General features: G+C 40.1%; 15 protein-coding genes and 1 tRNA gene. 7 read left to right on the top strand and 9 right to left on the bottom strand.

Annotation, left to right across the window (positions count from 1 at the left end; all coding sequences use genetic code 11):
• The first annotated feature begins 9 nt into the window (after window positions 1-9).
• The 5 genes from C7972_RS07675 (at window position 10) to C7972_RS07695 (ending at window position 4,724) form a co-directional block, all read left to right on the top strand.
• Entirely contained in the window at window positions 10-729 is a 720-nt protein-coding gene (locus tag C7972_RS07675; protein WP_110355636.1) for a cell division protein FtsQ/DivIB, read from the top strand.
• Between the two features lie 3 nt (window positions 730-732).
• Window positions 733-2,061, top strand: a complete 1,329-nt coding sequence (ftsA, locus tag C7972_RS07680; RefSeq protein ID WP_110355637.1) for a cell division protein FtsA — start codon at window positions 733-735, stop codon at window positions 2,059-2,061.
• A 43-nt stretch (window positions 2,062-2,104) separates the two neighbouring features.
• A complete protein-coding gene (gene ftsZ / locus C7972_RS07685) occupies window positions 2,105-4,030 on the top strand; it encodes a cell division protein FtsZ (RefSeq protein WP_110355638.1) in 1,926 nt (641 codons plus the stop codon).
• Window positions 4,031-4,124: 94 nt separating this feature from the next.
• The gene (locus C7972_RS07690) at window positions 4,125-4,574 is read left to right on the top strand and encodes a GatB/YqeY domain-containing protein (protein WP_110355639.1); all 450 of its coding nucleotides are present in this window, start codon (window positions 4,125-4,127) and stop codon (window positions 4,572-4,574) included.
• Between the two features lie 76 nt (window positions 4,575-4,650).
• Window positions 4,651-4,724, top strand: a tRNA-Arg gene (locus tag C7972_RS07695).
• A 166-nt stretch (window positions 4,725-4,890) separates the two neighbouring features.
• Here C7972_RS07695 and C7972_RS07700 read toward each other — a convergent pair.
• On the bottom strand, window positions 4,891-7,047 hold the full coding sequence (locus C7972_RS07700; RefSeq protein WP_110355640.1) for a cation:proton antiporter: 2,157 nt from the start codon (window positions 7,045-7,047) through the stop codon (window positions 4,891-4,893).
• A 257-nt stretch (window positions 7,048-7,304) separates the two neighbouring features.
• Window positions 7,305-7,823, bottom strand: a complete 519-nt coding sequence (locus C7972_RS07705) for a GNAT family N-acetyltransferase (protein ID WP_110355641.1) — start codon at window positions 7,821-7,823, stop codon at window positions 7,305-7,307.
• Between the two features lie 246 nt (window positions 7,824-8,069).
• Here C7972_RS07705 and C7972_RS07710 point away from each other — a divergent pair, with 246 nt between their 5' ends.
• Window positions 8,070-8,582 carry a YfcE family phosphodiesterase gene (locus C7972_RS07710; RefSeq protein ID WP_110355642.1) on the top strand — a complete coding sequence of 171 codons (513 nt, stop codon included), beginning with the start codon at window positions 8,070-8,072 and terminating at the stop codon, window positions 8,580-8,582.
• 191 nt (window positions 8,583-8,773) lie between these two features.
• Here the strand turns inward: C7972_RS07710 and C7972_RS07715 are convergent, their stop codons facing one another.
• The 5 genes from C7972_RS07715 to kduI form a co-directional block, all read right to left on the bottom strand.
• Window positions 8,774-10,717, bottom strand: a complete 1,944-nt coding sequence (locus C7972_RS07715) for an ATP-binding protein (RefSeq protein ID WP_110355643.1) — start codon at window positions 10,715-10,717, stop codon at window positions 8,774-8,776.
• A 206-nt stretch (window positions 10,718-10,923) separates the two neighbouring features.
• Window positions 10,924-11,340 (bottom strand): response regulator, encoded by a 417-nt coding sequence (locus C7972_RS07720; RefSeq protein WP_110355644.1) that lies wholly within the window; start codon window positions 11,338-11,340, stop codon window positions 10,924-10,926.
• A 344-nt stretch (window positions 11,341-11,684) separates the two neighbouring features.
• Entirely contained in the window at window positions 11,685-12,863 is a 1,179-nt protein-coding gene (locus C7972_RS07730; protein WP_181422842.1) for a DUF4861 family protein, read from the bottom strand.
• Between the two features lie 9 nt (window positions 12,864-12,872).
• Window positions 12,873-13,667, bottom strand: a complete 795-nt coding sequence (locus C7972_RS07735) for a gluconate 5-dehydrogenase (RefSeq protein WP_110355646.1) — start codon at window positions 13,665-13,667, stop codon at window positions 12,873-12,875.
• Window positions 13,668-13,685: 18 nt separating this feature from the next.
• A complete protein-coding gene (kduI, locus tag C7972_RS07740; RefSeq protein WP_110355647.1) occupies window positions 13,686-14,528 on the bottom strand; it encodes a 5-dehydro-4-deoxy-D-glucuronate isomerase in 843 nt (280 codons plus the stop codon).
• A gap of 154 nt (window positions 14,529-14,682) precedes the next feature.
• On the opposite strand from kduI, the gene C7972_RS07745 reads away from it, so the two are divergent.
• Window positions 14,683-15,720, top strand: coding sequence for a LacI family DNA-binding transcriptional regulator (locus C7972_RS07745; RefSeq protein ID WP_110355648.1), 1,038 nt, complete (start codon window positions 14,683-14,685; stop codon window positions 15,718-15,720).
• Between the two features lie 77 nt (window positions 15,721-15,797).
• Here the strand turns inward: C7972_RS07745 and C7972_RS07750 are convergent, their stop codons facing one another.
• Both C7972_RS07750 and rpe read right to left on the bottom strand, forming a co-directional pair.
• Window positions 15,798-16,778, bottom strand: coding sequence for a YpdA family putative bacillithiol disulfide reductase (locus C7972_RS07750; protein WP_110355649.1), 981 nt, complete (start codon window positions 16,776-16,778; stop codon window positions 15,798-15,800).
• Window positions 16,778-17,437 carry a ribulose-phosphate 3-epimerase gene (gene rpe, locus C7972_RS07755; RefSeq protein ID WP_110355650.1) on the bottom strand — a complete coding sequence of 220 codons (660 nt, stop codon included), beginning with the start codon at window positions 17,435-17,437 and terminating at the stop codon, window positions 16,778-16,780. Before rpe ends, C7972_RS07750 begins: the two co-directional genes overlap by 1 nt.
• Between the last annotated feature and the right edge of the window lie 71 nt (window positions 17,438-17,508).

The raw sequence follows: 17,508 nt of genomic DNA on the forward strand, positions 1-17,508 counted from the left end.
ATAATAGAAATGAAAATTAATTGGAATTTCATAAAATTCGGGGCTTTGCTACTTGTGGTTACGGGTCTTTATGCATTTTCCAGTACTAGGAACAAGCATAAAAAAGTAGATAATATTGAAATTGTTTTTGTCGGGGACCAGAATCTTTACATGACCCAGGAAACGGTTAATAAATTGTTAATACAAAATTCTGGAGACCTTAGAAACCTGCCCAAAGAAGATATAGTTTTGAATACTATAGAAAAAGCTATCGAGGCTAATGAAATGGTGAAAAAAGCCCAAGTTTACCTTACGGTAAACGGGGATCTAGTGGCTAAAGTCATACAGCGTAAACCAATCGGAAGAGTTGAGGGAGTTGCAAAATTTTATATAGATGAGGATGGGAAACGTATGCCATTTTCTAAATACCATTCCGCGAGGGTACCAATAATTACAGGAATAATAACCAATAAAAGTACGGAGGGAGTGTACGAGATTTTGACTTATATAAATTCTGATGAATTTTTGAGAAAGAATATAATTGGCGTTCATATTACAGAGGAGGAAAAGTATCAATTGAAGTTTAGAATGGAGGATTTTGTGGTGGATTTGGGACATGTGGAAGAATTGGAGAAAAAGTTCAGCAATTTTAAAGCTTTTTATACGAAGGCGAATAAGGATAAAACGTTGAACGATTATAACAGGGTGAGTTTAGAATTTAATAACCAAGTAGTGTGCACCAAAATTTAAGATATGGAACAAGGTAATTATTCAGTGGGGTTGGATATTGGAACCACCAAAATTGTAGCCATTATTGGTAAGGAAAATGAGTATGGCAAGATTGAAATCTTGGGTATTGGCAGATCTAAAAGTTTGGGTGTACACCGCGGGGTGGTCAATAATATTACACAGACCATTAAGTCGATCCAACAAGCTGTAGAACTGGCGGAAGGCAATTCCGGTCTCAAGATCAGTTCGGTGGTAGTGGGTATTGCAGGACAGCATATAAGAAGTTTACAACATAGCGATTATATAACTAGGGCCAAATCTGAAGAAGTCATCAATGAGGATGATGTGGAAAAGCTTTGTAACCAGGTTTATAAATTGGTGATGCTTCCTGGGGAGGAGATTATACATGTCCTACCACAGGAATTCAAGGTAGATGGACAGGCCGAGATAAAACAGCCTATGGGTATGTATGGGGGAAGGCTTGAAGCTAATTTCCATGTAGTTGTAGGCCAAGTCTCCTCTATCCGTAATGTGGGGAGATGTATAAAGAGTGCGGGACTGGACCTTGGTAATATAACCTTGGAACCATTGGCATCGGCCAATGCAGTTTTAAGTCAGGAAGAAAAAGAGGCAGGTGTAGCGCTGATAGATATAGGCGGGGGTACCACGGATTTGGCCATTTTTAAGGATGGAATTATACGTCATACCGCTGTAATTCCTTTTGGAGGCAATGTAATTACCGAAGATATCAAGGAAGGTTGCTCCATTATTGAAAAGCAGGCAGAGCTTTTAAAGATCAAGTTTGGTTCGGCTTGGCCTGGGGAAAACAAGGACAATGAAATTGTTTCCATCCCTGGATTGAGAGGACGTGAGCCAAAGGAGATTACGTTGAAAAACCTTTCCAAGATTATTCATGCCCGGGTGGTGGAAATCGTAGAACAGGTGTATGTGGAGATCAAAAATTATGGTCACGACGAACAAAAGAAAAAATTGATTGCGGGAATTGTACTTACGGGTGGTGGGAGCCAGTTGAAACATTTGAAGCAATTGGTAGAGTATATAACCGGAATGGACACTAGGATCGGTTACCCAAATGAGCATTTGGCAGGTGATTCGGATGAGGAAATAGCCAGTCCGTTATATGCCACGGCGGTGGGACTGTTGATGAATGCTGTGCAGAACAAGGCCAAAGTAAGTGAGGCGCGTCAAGAAGTCGAGGATAAGGAAGATGATCACGGAGTTTTTACGGGGGAAGAACACACCCAGACCAAAACGGCTCCAAAAAGGGAGCGTAAATCTATTTTCGATAAATGGTCCGAGAAATTGAAGGATTTCTTGGATAATGCGGAATAGATTATAAAATAGAAAAGTATAGTAAACCAGTAAAATAGAAAATATGAGCAAGAACACTGAATTTGAAAGTATTTCCTTTGATTTACCCAAAAATCAGAGTAACGTAATAAAAGTCATAGGTGTTGGCGGTGGCGGTAGCAATGCCATAAATCACATGTTCCAGGCCGGTATCAACGGTGTGGATTTTGTGATTTGTAATACCGATTCACAAGCACTTCAAAATAGTCCCGTCCCCAATAAGATACAATTGGGGGTTTCATTGACGGAAGGATTGGGCGCTGGTGCCAATCCTGAAGTAGGGGAACAGGCCGCTATTGAAAGTATGGAAGAGATCAAGCAAATGCTCGATACTACCACAAAGATGATTTTTATTACTGCCGGTATGGGCGGGGGAACAGGTACTGGTGCTGCCCCTGTCATTGCAAAAATGGCTAAGGAAATGGATGTTCTTACAGTGGGGATCGTTACCATGCCCTTTCAATTTGAAGGTAAAATGCGTTGCCAACAGGCTCAGTTGGGAATAGAAAAATTACGTGCCAATGTAGATTCCTTAATTGTCATCAATAACAATAAATTAAGGGAAGTATATGGTAATTTGGGTTTCAAAGCTGGTTTTTCCAAAGCGGATGAAGTGTTGGCTACGGCCGCTCGTGGTATTGCAGAAGTAATTACACATCACTATACACAGAACATAGATTTACGTGACGCCAAGACTGTATTGAGCAGTAGTGGAACGGCCATAATGGGATCGGCCATTTCTTCTGGTTCTTCAAGGGCGCATGAGGCCATAATGAAGGCTTTGGACTCCCCATTGCTGAACGACAACAAAATTACTGGGGCAAAGAATGTATTGTTGCTGATCGTTTCCGGAGCTCAGGAAATTACGATAGATGAAATAGGAGAGATTAATGACCATATTCAAAATGAGGCTGGTTTTGGGGCCAATATCATTATGGGGGTCGGTGAAGATGAGGGACTGGGCGAGGCAATCGCAGTTACGGTTATTGCCACGGGTTTTAATATAGATCAACAGGATGATATAGTAAATACGGAATCCAAGAAAATCATTCATACGTTAGAAGATGAACAACGTGCGGAGCACAACCTTACTCCAAAGAATGTTGTTCACCAGTTGGTCGAAGAAGAGGAAATTAAAACGACTCCGGTTAATGCCAGCCAGGTACAGGAGGAATCAAAAATGGATTTGATACCAACCACTAATTTTATTAGGAATTTTAATGTGTTCTATGAAGAAGTGGTGGCGGAAAATGTCCAGGACGATTTTATCATTATAAATGCCTCTGATGAGATCAAGGATATGGAAGTGGTGGATCCAAGGGTGGTATCCAACAAGTTGGAGGAGGAAGATCAGTTCGAATTTAGCTTTGATATGCCTTTGGCCAAAAAGCCTGTAGAAGAGGAAGAGGAGGCACAGAACATCATTACATTCGATTTGGATGAAGAGGTAAAGGATTTTGAGGTAAAGGACCACGTAGAGGTAATACCTGTGTTGGAATATAATAAGAACGGGGAGAAGCGCTATAGTTTGGACGATTATATGGAGTTGGAAAAGAAACTTACTGGTGCCCAATCCAAGGCGGAGGAGTTTGAGCCCCGAATTATCGAGGACGAGTTGATATTTGAAAAGCGTACCGTTGCAAGAGAGGAATCGAACCAACAGAGGGTGAATGTGGAGGACGAAGATCCTGTTAATACCCCCATTGAAATATTGTTAAAGGAACGCGCAGACGAACGTAGAAGAAAACTGAAGGACTTTAATTATAAATTCCAGAATAGTCTCAGCAATTTGGATGAAATATCCAAACAGCCGGCATATAAGAGACAAGGGATAAACTTAAATGAGAATCCCAAGGAAAGCAAAGTCTCAAGAACAAGCCTAAGTGAGGATAGTAATGATGATATACAATTGCGTTCCAACAACTCGTATTTGCATGACAATGTAGACTAGTACTGTTTGCAGAACTATAAATACTAAAGTTTAGACCCGAAAATAGCTTTTATTTTCGGGTTTATTTTTATCTTCGCAGGGCTAAAAAAAAGATATGGGTTTACAGCAGAGGGTAATGGAAGATATGAAGGCGGCAATGAGGGCCAAGGACAGTGTGGCATTGGAGTCGTTACGAGCTATAAAATCAGCCTTATTGTTGGCACAGACAGAAACTGGACCAGGTACGGAACTGTCTGAAGAAGAAGAAGTAAAGCTGGTCCAGAAATTGGTAAAGCAGCGCAAGGATAGTGCGGCCATCTATAAAGAGCAGGGACGCGAAGATCTGGCGGAGCCGGAATTGGCACAGGCCCTGATCATCGAAAAATTTCTTCCAGAGCAATTGACCGAGGAAGAGATAGAAAAGGTAGTGGTGCAGACCATTGATGCCATAGGGGCATCAGGGATGAAGGATATGGGCAAGGTAATGGGGATCGTATCCCAGGAATTGGCCGGACAGGCAGATGGGAAGACTATATCTACTATTGTAAAAAAGAATTTAATGTAAATGTAGGCAGTGGAAGCGAACAGTGTTTCTAAATGTAGGACTGTTTACTGTTACTTCCCACCGAGAACTAACCAATGGCCACGTAGCTCAGCTGAATAGAGCACTGGATTTCGGCTCCAGCGGTCGGGGGTTTGAATCCCTCCGTGGTCACGGATAAACCACAAAAAAGTGGTTGTGCAAGCGAGCTTCAAAAATGAAGCTCGCTTCTTTTTTGAAGTATAGCGAAGTGCAACTTTTTGTGGTTTTCAAAGCGGAGCTTTCTAGGACCTCCAGAATACTAAGGCTAATTGCTAGGTTATAGGACACATACTGTAAATTATTCCTTGTTATCCTTTTTAAAAATACTGCCAATGCCCTTGCCGATCTTCTGTATGGTTTCAATTCCTTTGTTGAGGGGATCTGGGTTGATCTGATCATAACGCTTATTCGTAATATTATATACGAACTGTTGTGGGTATATGATAAGCCGACTATTATTCGGGAAATATTTTTCCACTTTGGACGGGAGATTTTCCAATATGGCCATATAAGAGGCAGCTCCCTCACGGGCAGAAACCAAAACAAACAAGTCATTTTCAAGTACGTTGCCGGAGAGGTCCTGAAAATTATCCCAATCGTTAAAGTGACTGGCTGTTATTGCAGCCGATATTTTAGCATCCTTGACCATTTTTTGTATGGATTTTAAAGTTGGTTCATTGCAGTACAGCTGAAGGGGGATACTCAATTCCTGAGCCAATTTTGCCATTTTGCCAAACCAAAGACCAAAACCTTTCTCGTGTTCGGTTAAGGGAGGGGCCGCAATTACCATTCTTTGGTGAGTTGCCAAGGGTTTTTCAAAATGACAAATAATAGTCGTTTTATCGGTGTTGCTTATTATGCTGTCCACCTTTTCCCCAATAAGTTTGTCTATAAATCCAGTCCGTTCTGGCCACCCCAAAACAATAATATCCGCCATTATTTCTTTTGAAATACGGGAAATTCCGCTAGCTGCATTGTGATCTATGGTGGCAATGATACTTACTTTTGTTTCAGTTGCGGATGCCTGTTCCACGAATTCCTCCAGTTTTTTTCTAGCCTTTAGAATATTGTTTTCGGCTTCATTATTATTGGAAACTACTGAGAGGACCGATAAGGGATTGGCCGATTTTTTTCCTTTGATAAAAATGGAAAATTCGAGCAGTTTATCCATATTTCCAATATTGGCAATTGGCAGTAAAATATGCTCGCTATCCAAACCCTTTACCTTCAGGGGTCCTGTAGAATCGTCTTCTGTCCCGACCACGAGTTTCTTGGCGGCTTTTTCCGTGACAAAAGAGGCAACAACACAGGTAATTAAAATAAGTATTATGGTTCCGTTCAGAATGTTTTCATCTAAAATTTTGGCTTTATATCCCACTAAAATAACCGCTAGGGTAGCTGCGGCATGGGAACTGCTCAATCCAAAAATAAGTTGTCGTTGGGTTTTGGAGTACTTAAAGGCTAGTTGAGTGACCAAAGCCGCGAACCATTTGCCAAAAAGGGCAACCACCGAAAGTGTTCCCGCTACAATAAGTGCTGTGTCCCCCTTTAGTATAACACTAATGTCAACCAACATTCCTACACTTATCAGGAAAAAGGGTATAAATAGGGAATTGCCTATAAATTGTATTCTGTTCATCAGGGCCGAAGAATGGGGTATATGTTTATTTAGGGCCAATCCTGCTACAAAGGCACCAATGATGGGTTCTACTCCTGCTATTTCGGCCAGAAATGCGGCAAAAAATACAATGGAAAGGACAAAGATATAATGGGAGTGTTTTTCACTTTCCAATTTGCGAAAAAACCAATTCGCTATCCTTGGAATTATAAGGAACATAATAGCAGAAAAGATAGTTAATGAAATTCCCAATTGAATCCAAAAGGCCATGTTCAGACTCCCCTGACTGTTACCCATAATTACAGCTAGGATAATAAGTACGGCCGTGTCCGTTAAGATGGTGCCGCCCACGGTAACGGCTACGGCCTGGTTTTTTGAAACTCCCAATTTGCTCACTATTGGATATGCCACCAGGGTGTGGGTAGCAAACATGCTGGAAGTAAGAAAACTGGCATTAAAGTCATATTCCAAAAAGAAATAGCAAACGGGGAAACCAATGGCCAATGGAAAAATAAAAGTAAAGAATCCGAATACGAGACTTTTGTTTTTGTTGGATTTAAACTCGTTCATGTCCAATTCCAGACCAGCTATGAACATGATATACAATAGTCCAATAGTTGAAAAAAGGTCAATGGCCGAATTTTTTTCCAGAATATTGAGTCCAAATGGCCCTATTGCCACCCCGGAAATAATTAGACCAATAATGCCGGGGATATTTAATTTTTTCAGCAGAATGGGCGATAACAGAATAATAAACAGAATCAAAGAAAATATGAGCACCGGATTTTCCAAGGGCAATTCAAATTCATGTCTGAAGTGTTCAAAAAAATCTTTCATCGCGTTGATGTACCCTTTTTAGGTAAGCTCTAAATTCAACTATTTTTGGTAAATAATATCTGTTTAGGGCAAGAATTCTTTCAAGAATCGATTCCTTGACATGGCCAATACCCAATCTCATAATCTATCTGTATCCATAGGGACTGGAGCTCATAATGAAATCCAACATAAGGAAAGGCTTCCAAAAAAGGTCTCTACCTATTTAGTTGAATGCCATCATTGGCCCAGAATACGGTGTTCTTTGGAATGGTAAAAATTCATTTTTCAATTTTATATAAGAGCAATTCTTCCTTACCATTAGGAAGCGTTGTTGTTCCCGCCAATGCCAAACCAAGTTTTTCCAGCAATCTTTGGGAGGCCACATTGTGTTTGGAGGTTATGGCACTAAGGGAATGGAGCCCGAATTCATCAAAGGCTATATTTTTTAATTTGTCGGCGGCTTCAAAGGCAAAACCTTGACCTTCATATTGGGGTAAAAAGGCAAAACCAATATCGATGCCTTCCAATCCTTCCCTGTCATATAATCCACAACATCCAATTTTTACCTTGTCCGTTTTTCTTATGAGGGTATAATTGGAATATCCAAGTCTTTCAAGTTGAGGCTTCATCTTGCTTAGGATGTACTCTTTTGCCATTTCGGGCGAGTTGATATTTCTGTCACCTATGTTTTTAAGCCATTTGGGGGTGTTGAACAGTTCATAGATAAAAGCTGCGTCCTCTGCGGAGGTGGGTTTTAGGGTTAACCTTTCGGTCACAAAAGTCTTATAGGGTCCCATATTAAAATTAACTACATTTGTTTGTCCTTGATAGATGCTTGTCCAAGTGTCTGAAACTAAGGCTCGCGCCCGAGAGTGAATTTAATGGTTTTTCAGGTACGCGGTGTGGCATAGGCAAAATAATAAAAAAAGACATGCTTATAATCTATCCTAAAATGTCTAAAAAATAAGCTTAGTTTAGTTAATGGATGGATTAAAAGTAGAGCTGCTTTTTTAGAACACTAATGATACTAATAGATACTGCAAATGAAGATTACCGTAATTTCCGATATTCACGACCATATCTGGAACCTACAAAAGGCCTTGTCCATGCCGGAATTACAGGCTACGGAAGCGATGTTGTTCTGTGGTGACCTTTGTTCGCCCTTTGTCATACATTTATTGGGGCGTGCGTATTCCAATCCCATCCATTTGGTATTGGGCAATAACGATGGGGATGTTGAGGCTATCATTGCGAATTCAAAGAAATATCCGAATATTCATATTCACGGAGAATATTTTAGAGGCGACTTGGGTGGTAAATCCTTGGCCATGAACCACTACCCTGAAAAAGCAAGGGCAATGGCGGAGAATGGAGGGTATAACATAGTGTGCTATGGACATAATCATACCGTAGTGAACGGTGAAATGGTTGGCGACACCCTGCTGATCAATCCAGGGGCCATAATGGGGTATCATGGAGGTAAGCTAATGAATATCCCTGCAACCTATTTGGTATTGGATACCGACCTGCTGAAAGCGCAAGTTTGTCAAATTTAAACTTCCAAGCATATATGATTTAGGCTGACCCCAGCGATGAAATCCCACTGGTTCGTTCTTGATTAATATGTATCCATGTCTTCAAGTCCATGATAGTTATTTCCTGTGTTTTTAATGGTTCTTATGATTTAGGGTGAAATACTTATATGGGGGCAAAAGCGAAGGTGGGATGAAAAAAGCAGAATAGTTACTTAATTTAAATTTCTCGGAATCGTAAAGTAAAATATGCTTCCTTCATTTTGATTGGTATCTACCCAAATAACGCCTCCATGCAAATGAACTATCTTTTCACAATGGGCAAGGCCAATTCCGCTTCCTTCATAAGCATTTCGTTTATTGAGTCGTTGGAAAATTGCAAAAACATTTCGATGGTCTTTTTCAGGAATTCCTATACCATTGTCTGTTACGGAGAATTTCCAATAGTCATTATCTTCCTGTACACCTATGTGAATTTTAGGTGAACTTCCTTTTTTTTGGAATTTTATAGCATTGCTTATCAAGTTTTGAAACAGAAGTCGGACCTCTGTCTTGTAAGCCTTTATAATGGGTAACTTATCAGTGGTAATTTGGGCATTTTCCCTATCTATTATAGTAGTAAGATCAGTGGTAATTTCGCGAATGGTTTCATTACTATCAAAAGTCATCAGCTCTTTTCCTTTTCCAATTCTGGAATAGTCCAAAAGCCCCTTTATAAGTTCGCTCATTCTATCGGTTGCCTCGGTCATGAAATTTAACGACAATTGGGCATCTTCATCCAATTTATCGGAGTATTGTTCCTGTAAAATGTAGATCATGCTTTTTACGGTTCTCAGTGGTTCTTGTAGATCATGGGAGGCAATATATGTAAATTGTTCAATTTCCTTATTCTTTAATTTAAGGTTCTCATATTGCAAAGACAATTGGGTATGTTTGGTTATGTCCTGCCTAATGGTTAAAAATTGGTAAATTTCCCCAAGTTCATTTTTAAAAGGAATGATTACCGTATGTACCCAATAGAATTTACCATTCTTGGTTTTGTTTTTAATACCTCCTATCCAAATTTCCCCCTTTTTTATTTCCGACCATAAATCCGTGAAAAATTGCTTTGAATGGTGACCGGAATTAATGATTCTATGCGATTTTCCAATTAGTTCTTCCCGGTCATAATTGGAAACCTTGCAAAATTTATCATTAACCGAAATAATAACGCCATTCGCATCTGTGATATCTACAAGGGAACTATTATCCAAAGCTTCTTTATATAGTTTCGTTTCTTGCATTGAAGTACGAAAGGCTTTTTCAAACAAATTCTTGTCATATTGTGACTTGTTCAATTGGATGGCTATTACAAAAGGGTATACCCCGGCCGCAAAAACAGCAATGAGGGTATATATAATAAAACCTGTATTTACATCAATTATATTATTGTTGATTAGGTATAAATATAAAAGACCCATACCCATAATTGCAGCAAAATTATAGGGAACCACCGTTCTTATTACCTTACTGCCCGCATATTTTCCCAATATCAATTTGTTCAAACCTACAGGGGCATTCTTGTGGAATAAATAACCAGTATACAAGAATATAATTAAAGAGGTGTGAATTGGTATGGGTATCAGAAAACTGGCAGCATTTCTTGGAATATTTAATATGAAGTTAATTATGATAACAAAATTTAATAGTATAACTGCGAAATAAATGAAATTGGCAAATCTTCTTAGCCCTTCGGATTTCGAATCCATTCCCCAAGTTGAAATTCCCAATAAAAAGAAACAAACTGCAGTAGCAAGGGACATTGTACCCAGCAATTTTATAGCATTGATGTCATTCACAAACGAGATGTTATCGCCAAAGTAATTGCCAAAAAAATGTTGACCAATTGTTAGTAGGGCAAAAAGTAGAACACAAGTAATAGTGGCCCTGTTTATAATTAAAAAAGGAGTTGATTTTCTTTGTGAGGCCAATACCCCTGCACTTAATAGAAAGAAGGAAAGTGCAGTAATAAATGCCATGGGAGGAACCCCTGGTACAATATTTAGAATTGCTTGAATATTAAACAGCCATAAACCAATTACGGTTATACTTATTGCCAATACCAATAAACTAGTATTTTTAATGTTTCTGGACTTAATGGCCTTTAATGTTATGGTCATATAATTTTTTAAAAATAACTTTTTAACTTCCCATATTTTTAGTGAAGATTAAAATGAAGTTGTGATTTTCCAAGCTGTTAGGTAAGCGGAAAAATATCGAAAGCTGTATGTATGATCCTATAACTGTTGTATGTTACTATAATTATCAAATTGTAACAACTTATAAATCAATGCGGACTCTTGTATTGTAAAGGGCAACACTATTTTTATATCGAGGGCACAAAAAATTCTTCAACTATTTCTTCAATCATTTCTACAGTTAGAGGCTTGTTCCTGTAACCATTAATTGTAGTGTAGTTTTCGGCTTTCTTTATGTCATCAGGGTTTAAAGAAGTGGTTAGCATTATCAAAACAACGTCACCTTGTGTGTTCTCATTCAATTTTTCATATTCCTCTAAAAATTGCCAACCATCCATAATGGGCATGTTAATGTCTAAAAATATGATATTGGGTTTTGGCGCAGTTTCATTTTCCTTGGAATGGAGATATTCCAATGCTTCCTGACCATTTTCGGTAATAACTATGTTCTTGGCGCATTCTGTTTTTTTAAGAATGAATTTGTGCACGAAATTTGTTGCATTATCGTCATCAATTAAGAGTATGGAATCGAGTTTTGTTTTCATATTTTTCGAGGTTAGTATTTCTGCTATATTATAGCGGGCTTTATTTTCCTTTTTTAGATGAGCTTTATCCTTCGCATTTCATTTAACGGACCAATGGAAATATATAAAACCTTGTCTAGTTAGTTCTTAACTCTATTATTCTAAAAAAAGTATAATGAACAGATTAAAATGTAAGAAAATTCTGAATTTTTATCAAATCACAATCTCCAATGACTTAGAATTCGGAATATCTTTGTTTTTAGAAGTGGGAAAGCTGGGATTTTATCAAAAAAAAACCATACCCCCAAGACATTGTTATGTGCATGTAGGTATGGCTCAATATAGTGTATTTTAAATGCGAATCCCTATGGAGTTACGGTAACTTCCAAGGGGTGTTGGAGCTGTTCGGAAAAGGCGTCCAAATACTGCTCCCAATCCGCTTTGCTGTTAAATTGCCCGCTTTTCTTCCAACCGAAACCGGCGTAGTAGGTTACTTCCTTGTCTTTTACTTTCAAATGGGCATAGGCATTGCTCAGGTCAATTGTGGAAACATCATACTTTTCAAAATCGAGGAAGGTATCCGTGGGGGCAAGGATGGCGGTACCCAATTCCGAAATCCCATGTGGCTGCCAGTAGCTAACCCATCCCTTTTCCATACTCCCGCTTTCTTCCCCGTCCTTTTCATGTAGGGTGAGTCCGGCATAAATATCGTCTACACCCTCTAGGCTGATTTTGAATTTGGATAAATTTTGCCCTAGGTCCAAACTTATAACTTTGGATTCCTTAATAGTTTTTCCGTTGGCATCCCAAGCCTCGTATGCCAAATAAAAGCTGGTTCTAAATGGTCCGGTGGTAATGGTACGCCATTGCGTATAGTTTTTGGAAAAGTAGTAGGTACTGTCTACCTTGACGGCAATTCCTCCAACCCCACGACTTGCGCCTACGTGAAAATCATCCAGACCTTCGCCCGTATCCTTATGGTAACTGCCGGTTCCACTTAGTTCCTTTTTATACCACTTGTCAATTATGGGGTAGTCTACACGCTTCAACCAGGCATCCACACCACTGGATAAAGTGCCGCCCGGTATATTTTCTTCTATCATTTTCTGCGCGGTGGGGCCGTACACCCTAAAGGCAACCTTATTGTTCTCCCAGGTGTAATCATCGGTACGTTCCGGAACAAACCGGGAGTAACACAGCTCCTCCGCCGTTGGGTTTTCCCCTGGTGCTACTGTGACCACTACAAACTTGCTTTCCCCTTTCGCCTTCATTCTGGGTTGAAATAGGATCATATCCATAGTCCCATCCCCATCATTATCCACCGTTTGGATAATTTCGAGGGTATTGGTTTTCAGATTCTTAATGCCCACCGTAGTTAGGTTGTCCACTTTTAACATAGCCTTGGTGAGTTCAACGGTCTCCGTAGCCCTTTCCCGGTCAAGAACATTTTTTACCGTGATGGTAGTGGACATTTCTTTTTCGGAACAGCCAACGGGCAGCACCGCCATAACGGAAAAAAGAACTGTTTTATAAATTTCTTTCATGATTGTTTTTTAACTTTCATTGGCAGGTTTCCCAATGGTGGCCAAGATACCTCCGTCTACATAGATTATTTGTCCATTTACAAAATCACTGGCCTTGGAACTTAGGAATATGGCAGCACCTTGTAGGTCATCGGGATCTCCCCATTTACCGGCTGGCGTTCTGCCCACTATAAAATCATTGAACGGATGCCCATCAACTCTAATAGGGGCAGTCTGTGCCGTGGCAAAATAGCCCGGTCCTATTCCATTGACCTGAATATTGTGCTTGGCCCATTCCGTGGCCATATTACGGGTGAGCATTTTTAAACCGCCTTTGGCCGCGGCATAGGCACCTACCGTATTTCGGCCCAATTCGCTCATCATGGAACAAATGTTGATGATCTTGCCTTCCTTTCTGGCAATCATACCCTTTACCACGTGTTTGGAGACGATGAACGGACTCACCAAATCTACTTTTACCACTTCTTCAAAATCGGAAACCTCCATTTCCTCCAAAGGAATTCTTTTGATGATTCCGGCATTGTTAACCAGGATATCTATATTTCCTACCTCTTTTTCAATTTTTGAAATATTTTCCTTGACCTTGGTCTCATTGGTAACATCAAAGAGGTAGCCATGGGCATTTAGCCCCAAGTCCCTGTATTCGGCAACGGCCTTGTCCAATTTGGCCTGGGAGGAGGCGCCGTTAATGACCAAGGTGGCACCTGCTTTTCCCAGCCCTATGGCCATGGCTTTTCCAAGGCCATGCGTAGCTCCCGTAATCAGAGCGGTCTTAGCTGTTAAATCAAATAGATTCAATGACATAGTTAAGTTTTCTTAGGGTTATTTTAAGTCCTTTATCTTGCAGTGGTCCATATCTCCATAATCCAGGTTTTCACCGGCCATTCCCCAGATAAAAGTATAATTGCTGGTTCCTGAGCCAGCGTGTATGGACCATGGCGGGGAAATTACCGCTTCGTTATTGGCCATCCAGAGATGTCTAGTTTCTTGTGGTTGTCCCATAAAATGGCAAACGGCCTGCTCTTCGGGGACCTCAAAATAGAAATAAACCTCCATTCTCCGGTCATGTACATGTGCCGGCATGGTGTTCCAAACACTTCCAGGTTTTAATTCCGTCATTCCCATTTGCACCTGGCAGGTCTCTACCAAGCTGTTTACGATCAATTTCCTGATAGTTCTGGCATTGGAGGTTTCCATAGATCCCATTTCCACGATCTCCGCATCGGCACGACTTATTTTTTTGATAGGGAATACCTTGTGGGCAGGGGTTGAATTAAGATAGAATTTGGCAGGCTTATCCGCACTGTTACTGCTGAAGCTCACCTCTTCATTTTCTTTTCCTATATATAAGGCCTCCTTATAATCCAGATCATATTTCTGGCCATTGACGGTGACAGAACCAGCCCCGCCTACATTGATGATACCAATCTCCCTTCGTTCCAAAAAATAATCCGATTTTAATGGATCTATGGTGGGTAATTTTAATGAGGTCTTAAAGGGTACGGCCCCTCCAATTATAAATCTGTCAAAATGGGTGTAGACTAAATTGATGGTGTCTGCTTCCATTAAATTTTGGATTAAGAACTCCTTTCTAAGTCCTTCGGTGGTCAACTCTTTGGTCTCCTTTGGAGAGCAGGCATATCTAACCTCGTAATTGTTGTTCATGTTTCTAAATATCTAATTAAAAGTTTTAAATCGCAGCGAATAAAGCAGTGTTTCTATGGCCAGTTCGTAAAGGTATTAAAAATTAATCAAAATACAATCGATTGTATTAATGAATGTGTATATTTGCTTAAAAACGTCAAGATACTCATTATTTATGGAAAATAAAACAACCATACACGATATTGCCAAGGCCTTGAAGATTGATGCCTCTACAGTTTCACGGGCTTTGAACAACAGTCCAAGGGTGAGCCAGAAGACCAAAGAAAAGATTTTGGCCAAGGCTAATGAATTAGGTTATCAACGGAATGTACTGGCTTCAAATCTTCGTAAAAGCGTAACCAATACCATTGGGGTGATCGTTCCTAGAATATCCCGGCACTTCTTTTCTTCCGTTATTTCGGGTATAGAGGAAGCCGCTTATGACGCGGGCTATAATGTAATTATCTGTCAGTCTTTGGAGCAATTGAAACGGGAACGTAAGATTGTGGAAACCTTATTGGCAAACCGGGTAGCCGGGGTATTGTTGTCCGTCTCCATGGAAACGGTTGAATACGACCATTTATTGAACATGAAAAACAATGGCACCCCATTTCTGTTTTTTGATAGGCATTGTGAGATTGAAGGTATAAGTAGCGTGCTAATCGATGACTTTCAAGGCGGTTTTGATGCCACGGAGCATTTAATTCTGAACGGATGTAAAAATATTGGGCATTTTTCCGGGCCCCAGGAATTGGCTATTTATAGAAATAGGACTGCAGGGTATAGAAAGGCCTTGGAAAAACATAAAATTCCCTTTAGACCCGAATTGGTACTGCGTTCCAGCCTAATGGAAAATGACGGGGCAGAGGGTGCCAAAACTTTACTTTCCTTACCAACTAGAATAGATGGTTTGTTCTCTGCCAATGATGTTGCAGCCATTGGTGCAATGAAATATTTCAAGAAGAAAGGAGTAAAAGTTCCGGAAAAAGTGGCTATTGTAGGGTTCAGTAACGAGCCGGTTTCTGGGATAATAGATCCCTCCCTGACCACTATTGATCAGCCGGGTTTTCAAATTGGGCAAATAGCTACAAAATTATTATTGGAAGAAATAAACAATACACCCAGTACTACTGCTACTGTGGGCAAAACAACTATTCAGAAGTCGTCCTTGATTGAACGTGATTCCTCTAGAAGAAGCATTCAACATCTATGATAGCCAAAGGATCTTTAGGTTCATGAGCCATGGAGGATACAAGGGACATTGGAAAAACGTTTATAAACCCGCATTTTTTAAGCAGAGCCCATTTTTACCTTACTTACAATATGGTCCATAATCATGTTGGCATGGATCCTTGAATTTTCTATAAACCATTTGTGGGTTTCCATTCCTCCACAAATTACACCGGCCAGATAAAGATTATCAATATTGGTTTCCATGGTTTCCGGATCGTAGTGGGGAAGTCTTTTTTCGTCATCTGACAACTGGATCCCTATTTTTTCCAAGAAAGCGAAATTGGGCCTATATCCCGTGAGGGCCAGGACGTAATCGTTTTCCAAGGCAATTGTACCGCTAGGGGTATTTAGAATAATTTCGTCTTCCTTGATTTCCTTCACGGTACTATTGTAATGGACTTTTATACTGCCTTCCTCTATTCTGTTGATGATATCGGGCCTTACCCAGTATTTTACACGTTGGCCTACCTCGGGTCCTCTAATGATCAAAGATACCTCCGCGCCCTTTCTATAGCATTCCAGGGCAGCGTCTATAGCCGAATTACTGGCCCCGATGACCGCTACTTTCTGACTTGAATAGAAATGGGGATCCCTGTAATAATGGGATACCTTTTTTAAATCTTCCCCGGGTACGTTCATTCTGTTCGGAATATCGTAGAATCCTGTGGCAATAATTACGTTGGTGGAGGAATATGTATTCTTATCCGAAACGATATGGAAAAGCCCATCCATTTTTTTGATGGAATTTACTTTTTCAAAAAGTGTAATGTTCAGATGGTTGGAGGTCACTATCCGTCTATAATATTCCAGTGCCTCATTTCTTTTAGGTTTCGCCTCTATGCTTATAAAAGGAATTTCATCGATTTCCAGTTTTTCGGAAGAGGAAAAGAATTGCATGTTCAGGGGATAATTATAAAGCGAATTAACAATACACCCCTTTTCGATAATTACGTAGGACAACCCCTTTTTTTTGGCTTCCAGGCCACAGGCAATACCAATGGGTCCGCCTCCAACAATTACTACATCCCAAATCTTCATTATCCTACTATTTTTTTGAGTTCCTTAATAGTCTTGGTGGGATTATCACTCTTAAATATAAAACTACCTGCCACTAAAATATCCGCTCCTGCATCTATTAATTGCTTGGCATTTTCAGTGGTAACACCCCCATCGATCTCAATTAGGGTATGGGCACTTTTTCTATTGATAAGTTCTTTTAGCGCCTTAATTTTTTCATAGGTATTTTCAATAAAAGTTTGTCCGCCAAATCCTGGATTTACACTCATTACACAAACAAGATCTATGTCATTTATAGTATCCTCCAATAACTTAATATTGGTATGGGGGTTCAATGCCACGCCTGCTGCCATTCCCTCGGCCTTTATGGCTTGCAAGGTACGGTGTAGATGTGGGCAGGTTTCGTAGTGTACGATAAGGTTATTGGCTCCCAATTCTGCGAATGTCTTGATATAGCGATCCGGGTCCACGATCATTAGATGTACGTCCAAGGTTTTGGTAGCATGGGCCGCAATTGCTTTTAGGACGGGCATTCCCAAAGAGATATTTGGCACAAAAACACCATCCATAATATCTATATGGTGCCAATCGGCCTCACTGTGGTTTACCATTTCAATATCGCGCTGGAGATTGGCAAAATCGGCGGCCAAGAGGGAAGGGGCAATAATCTTTTTGTCCATTATTATTTACTATAAGTGTTTCTACAAAGGTAGTGAATTGATATGTTTAAAGGTGTGCTCCACAACAGGAT

It is taken from the genome of Arenibacter sp. ARW7G5Y1 (assembly GCF_003201775.1).
Taxonomy (GTDB): Bacteria; Bacteroidota; Bacteroidia; order Flavobacteriales; family Flavobacteriaceae; genus Arenibacter.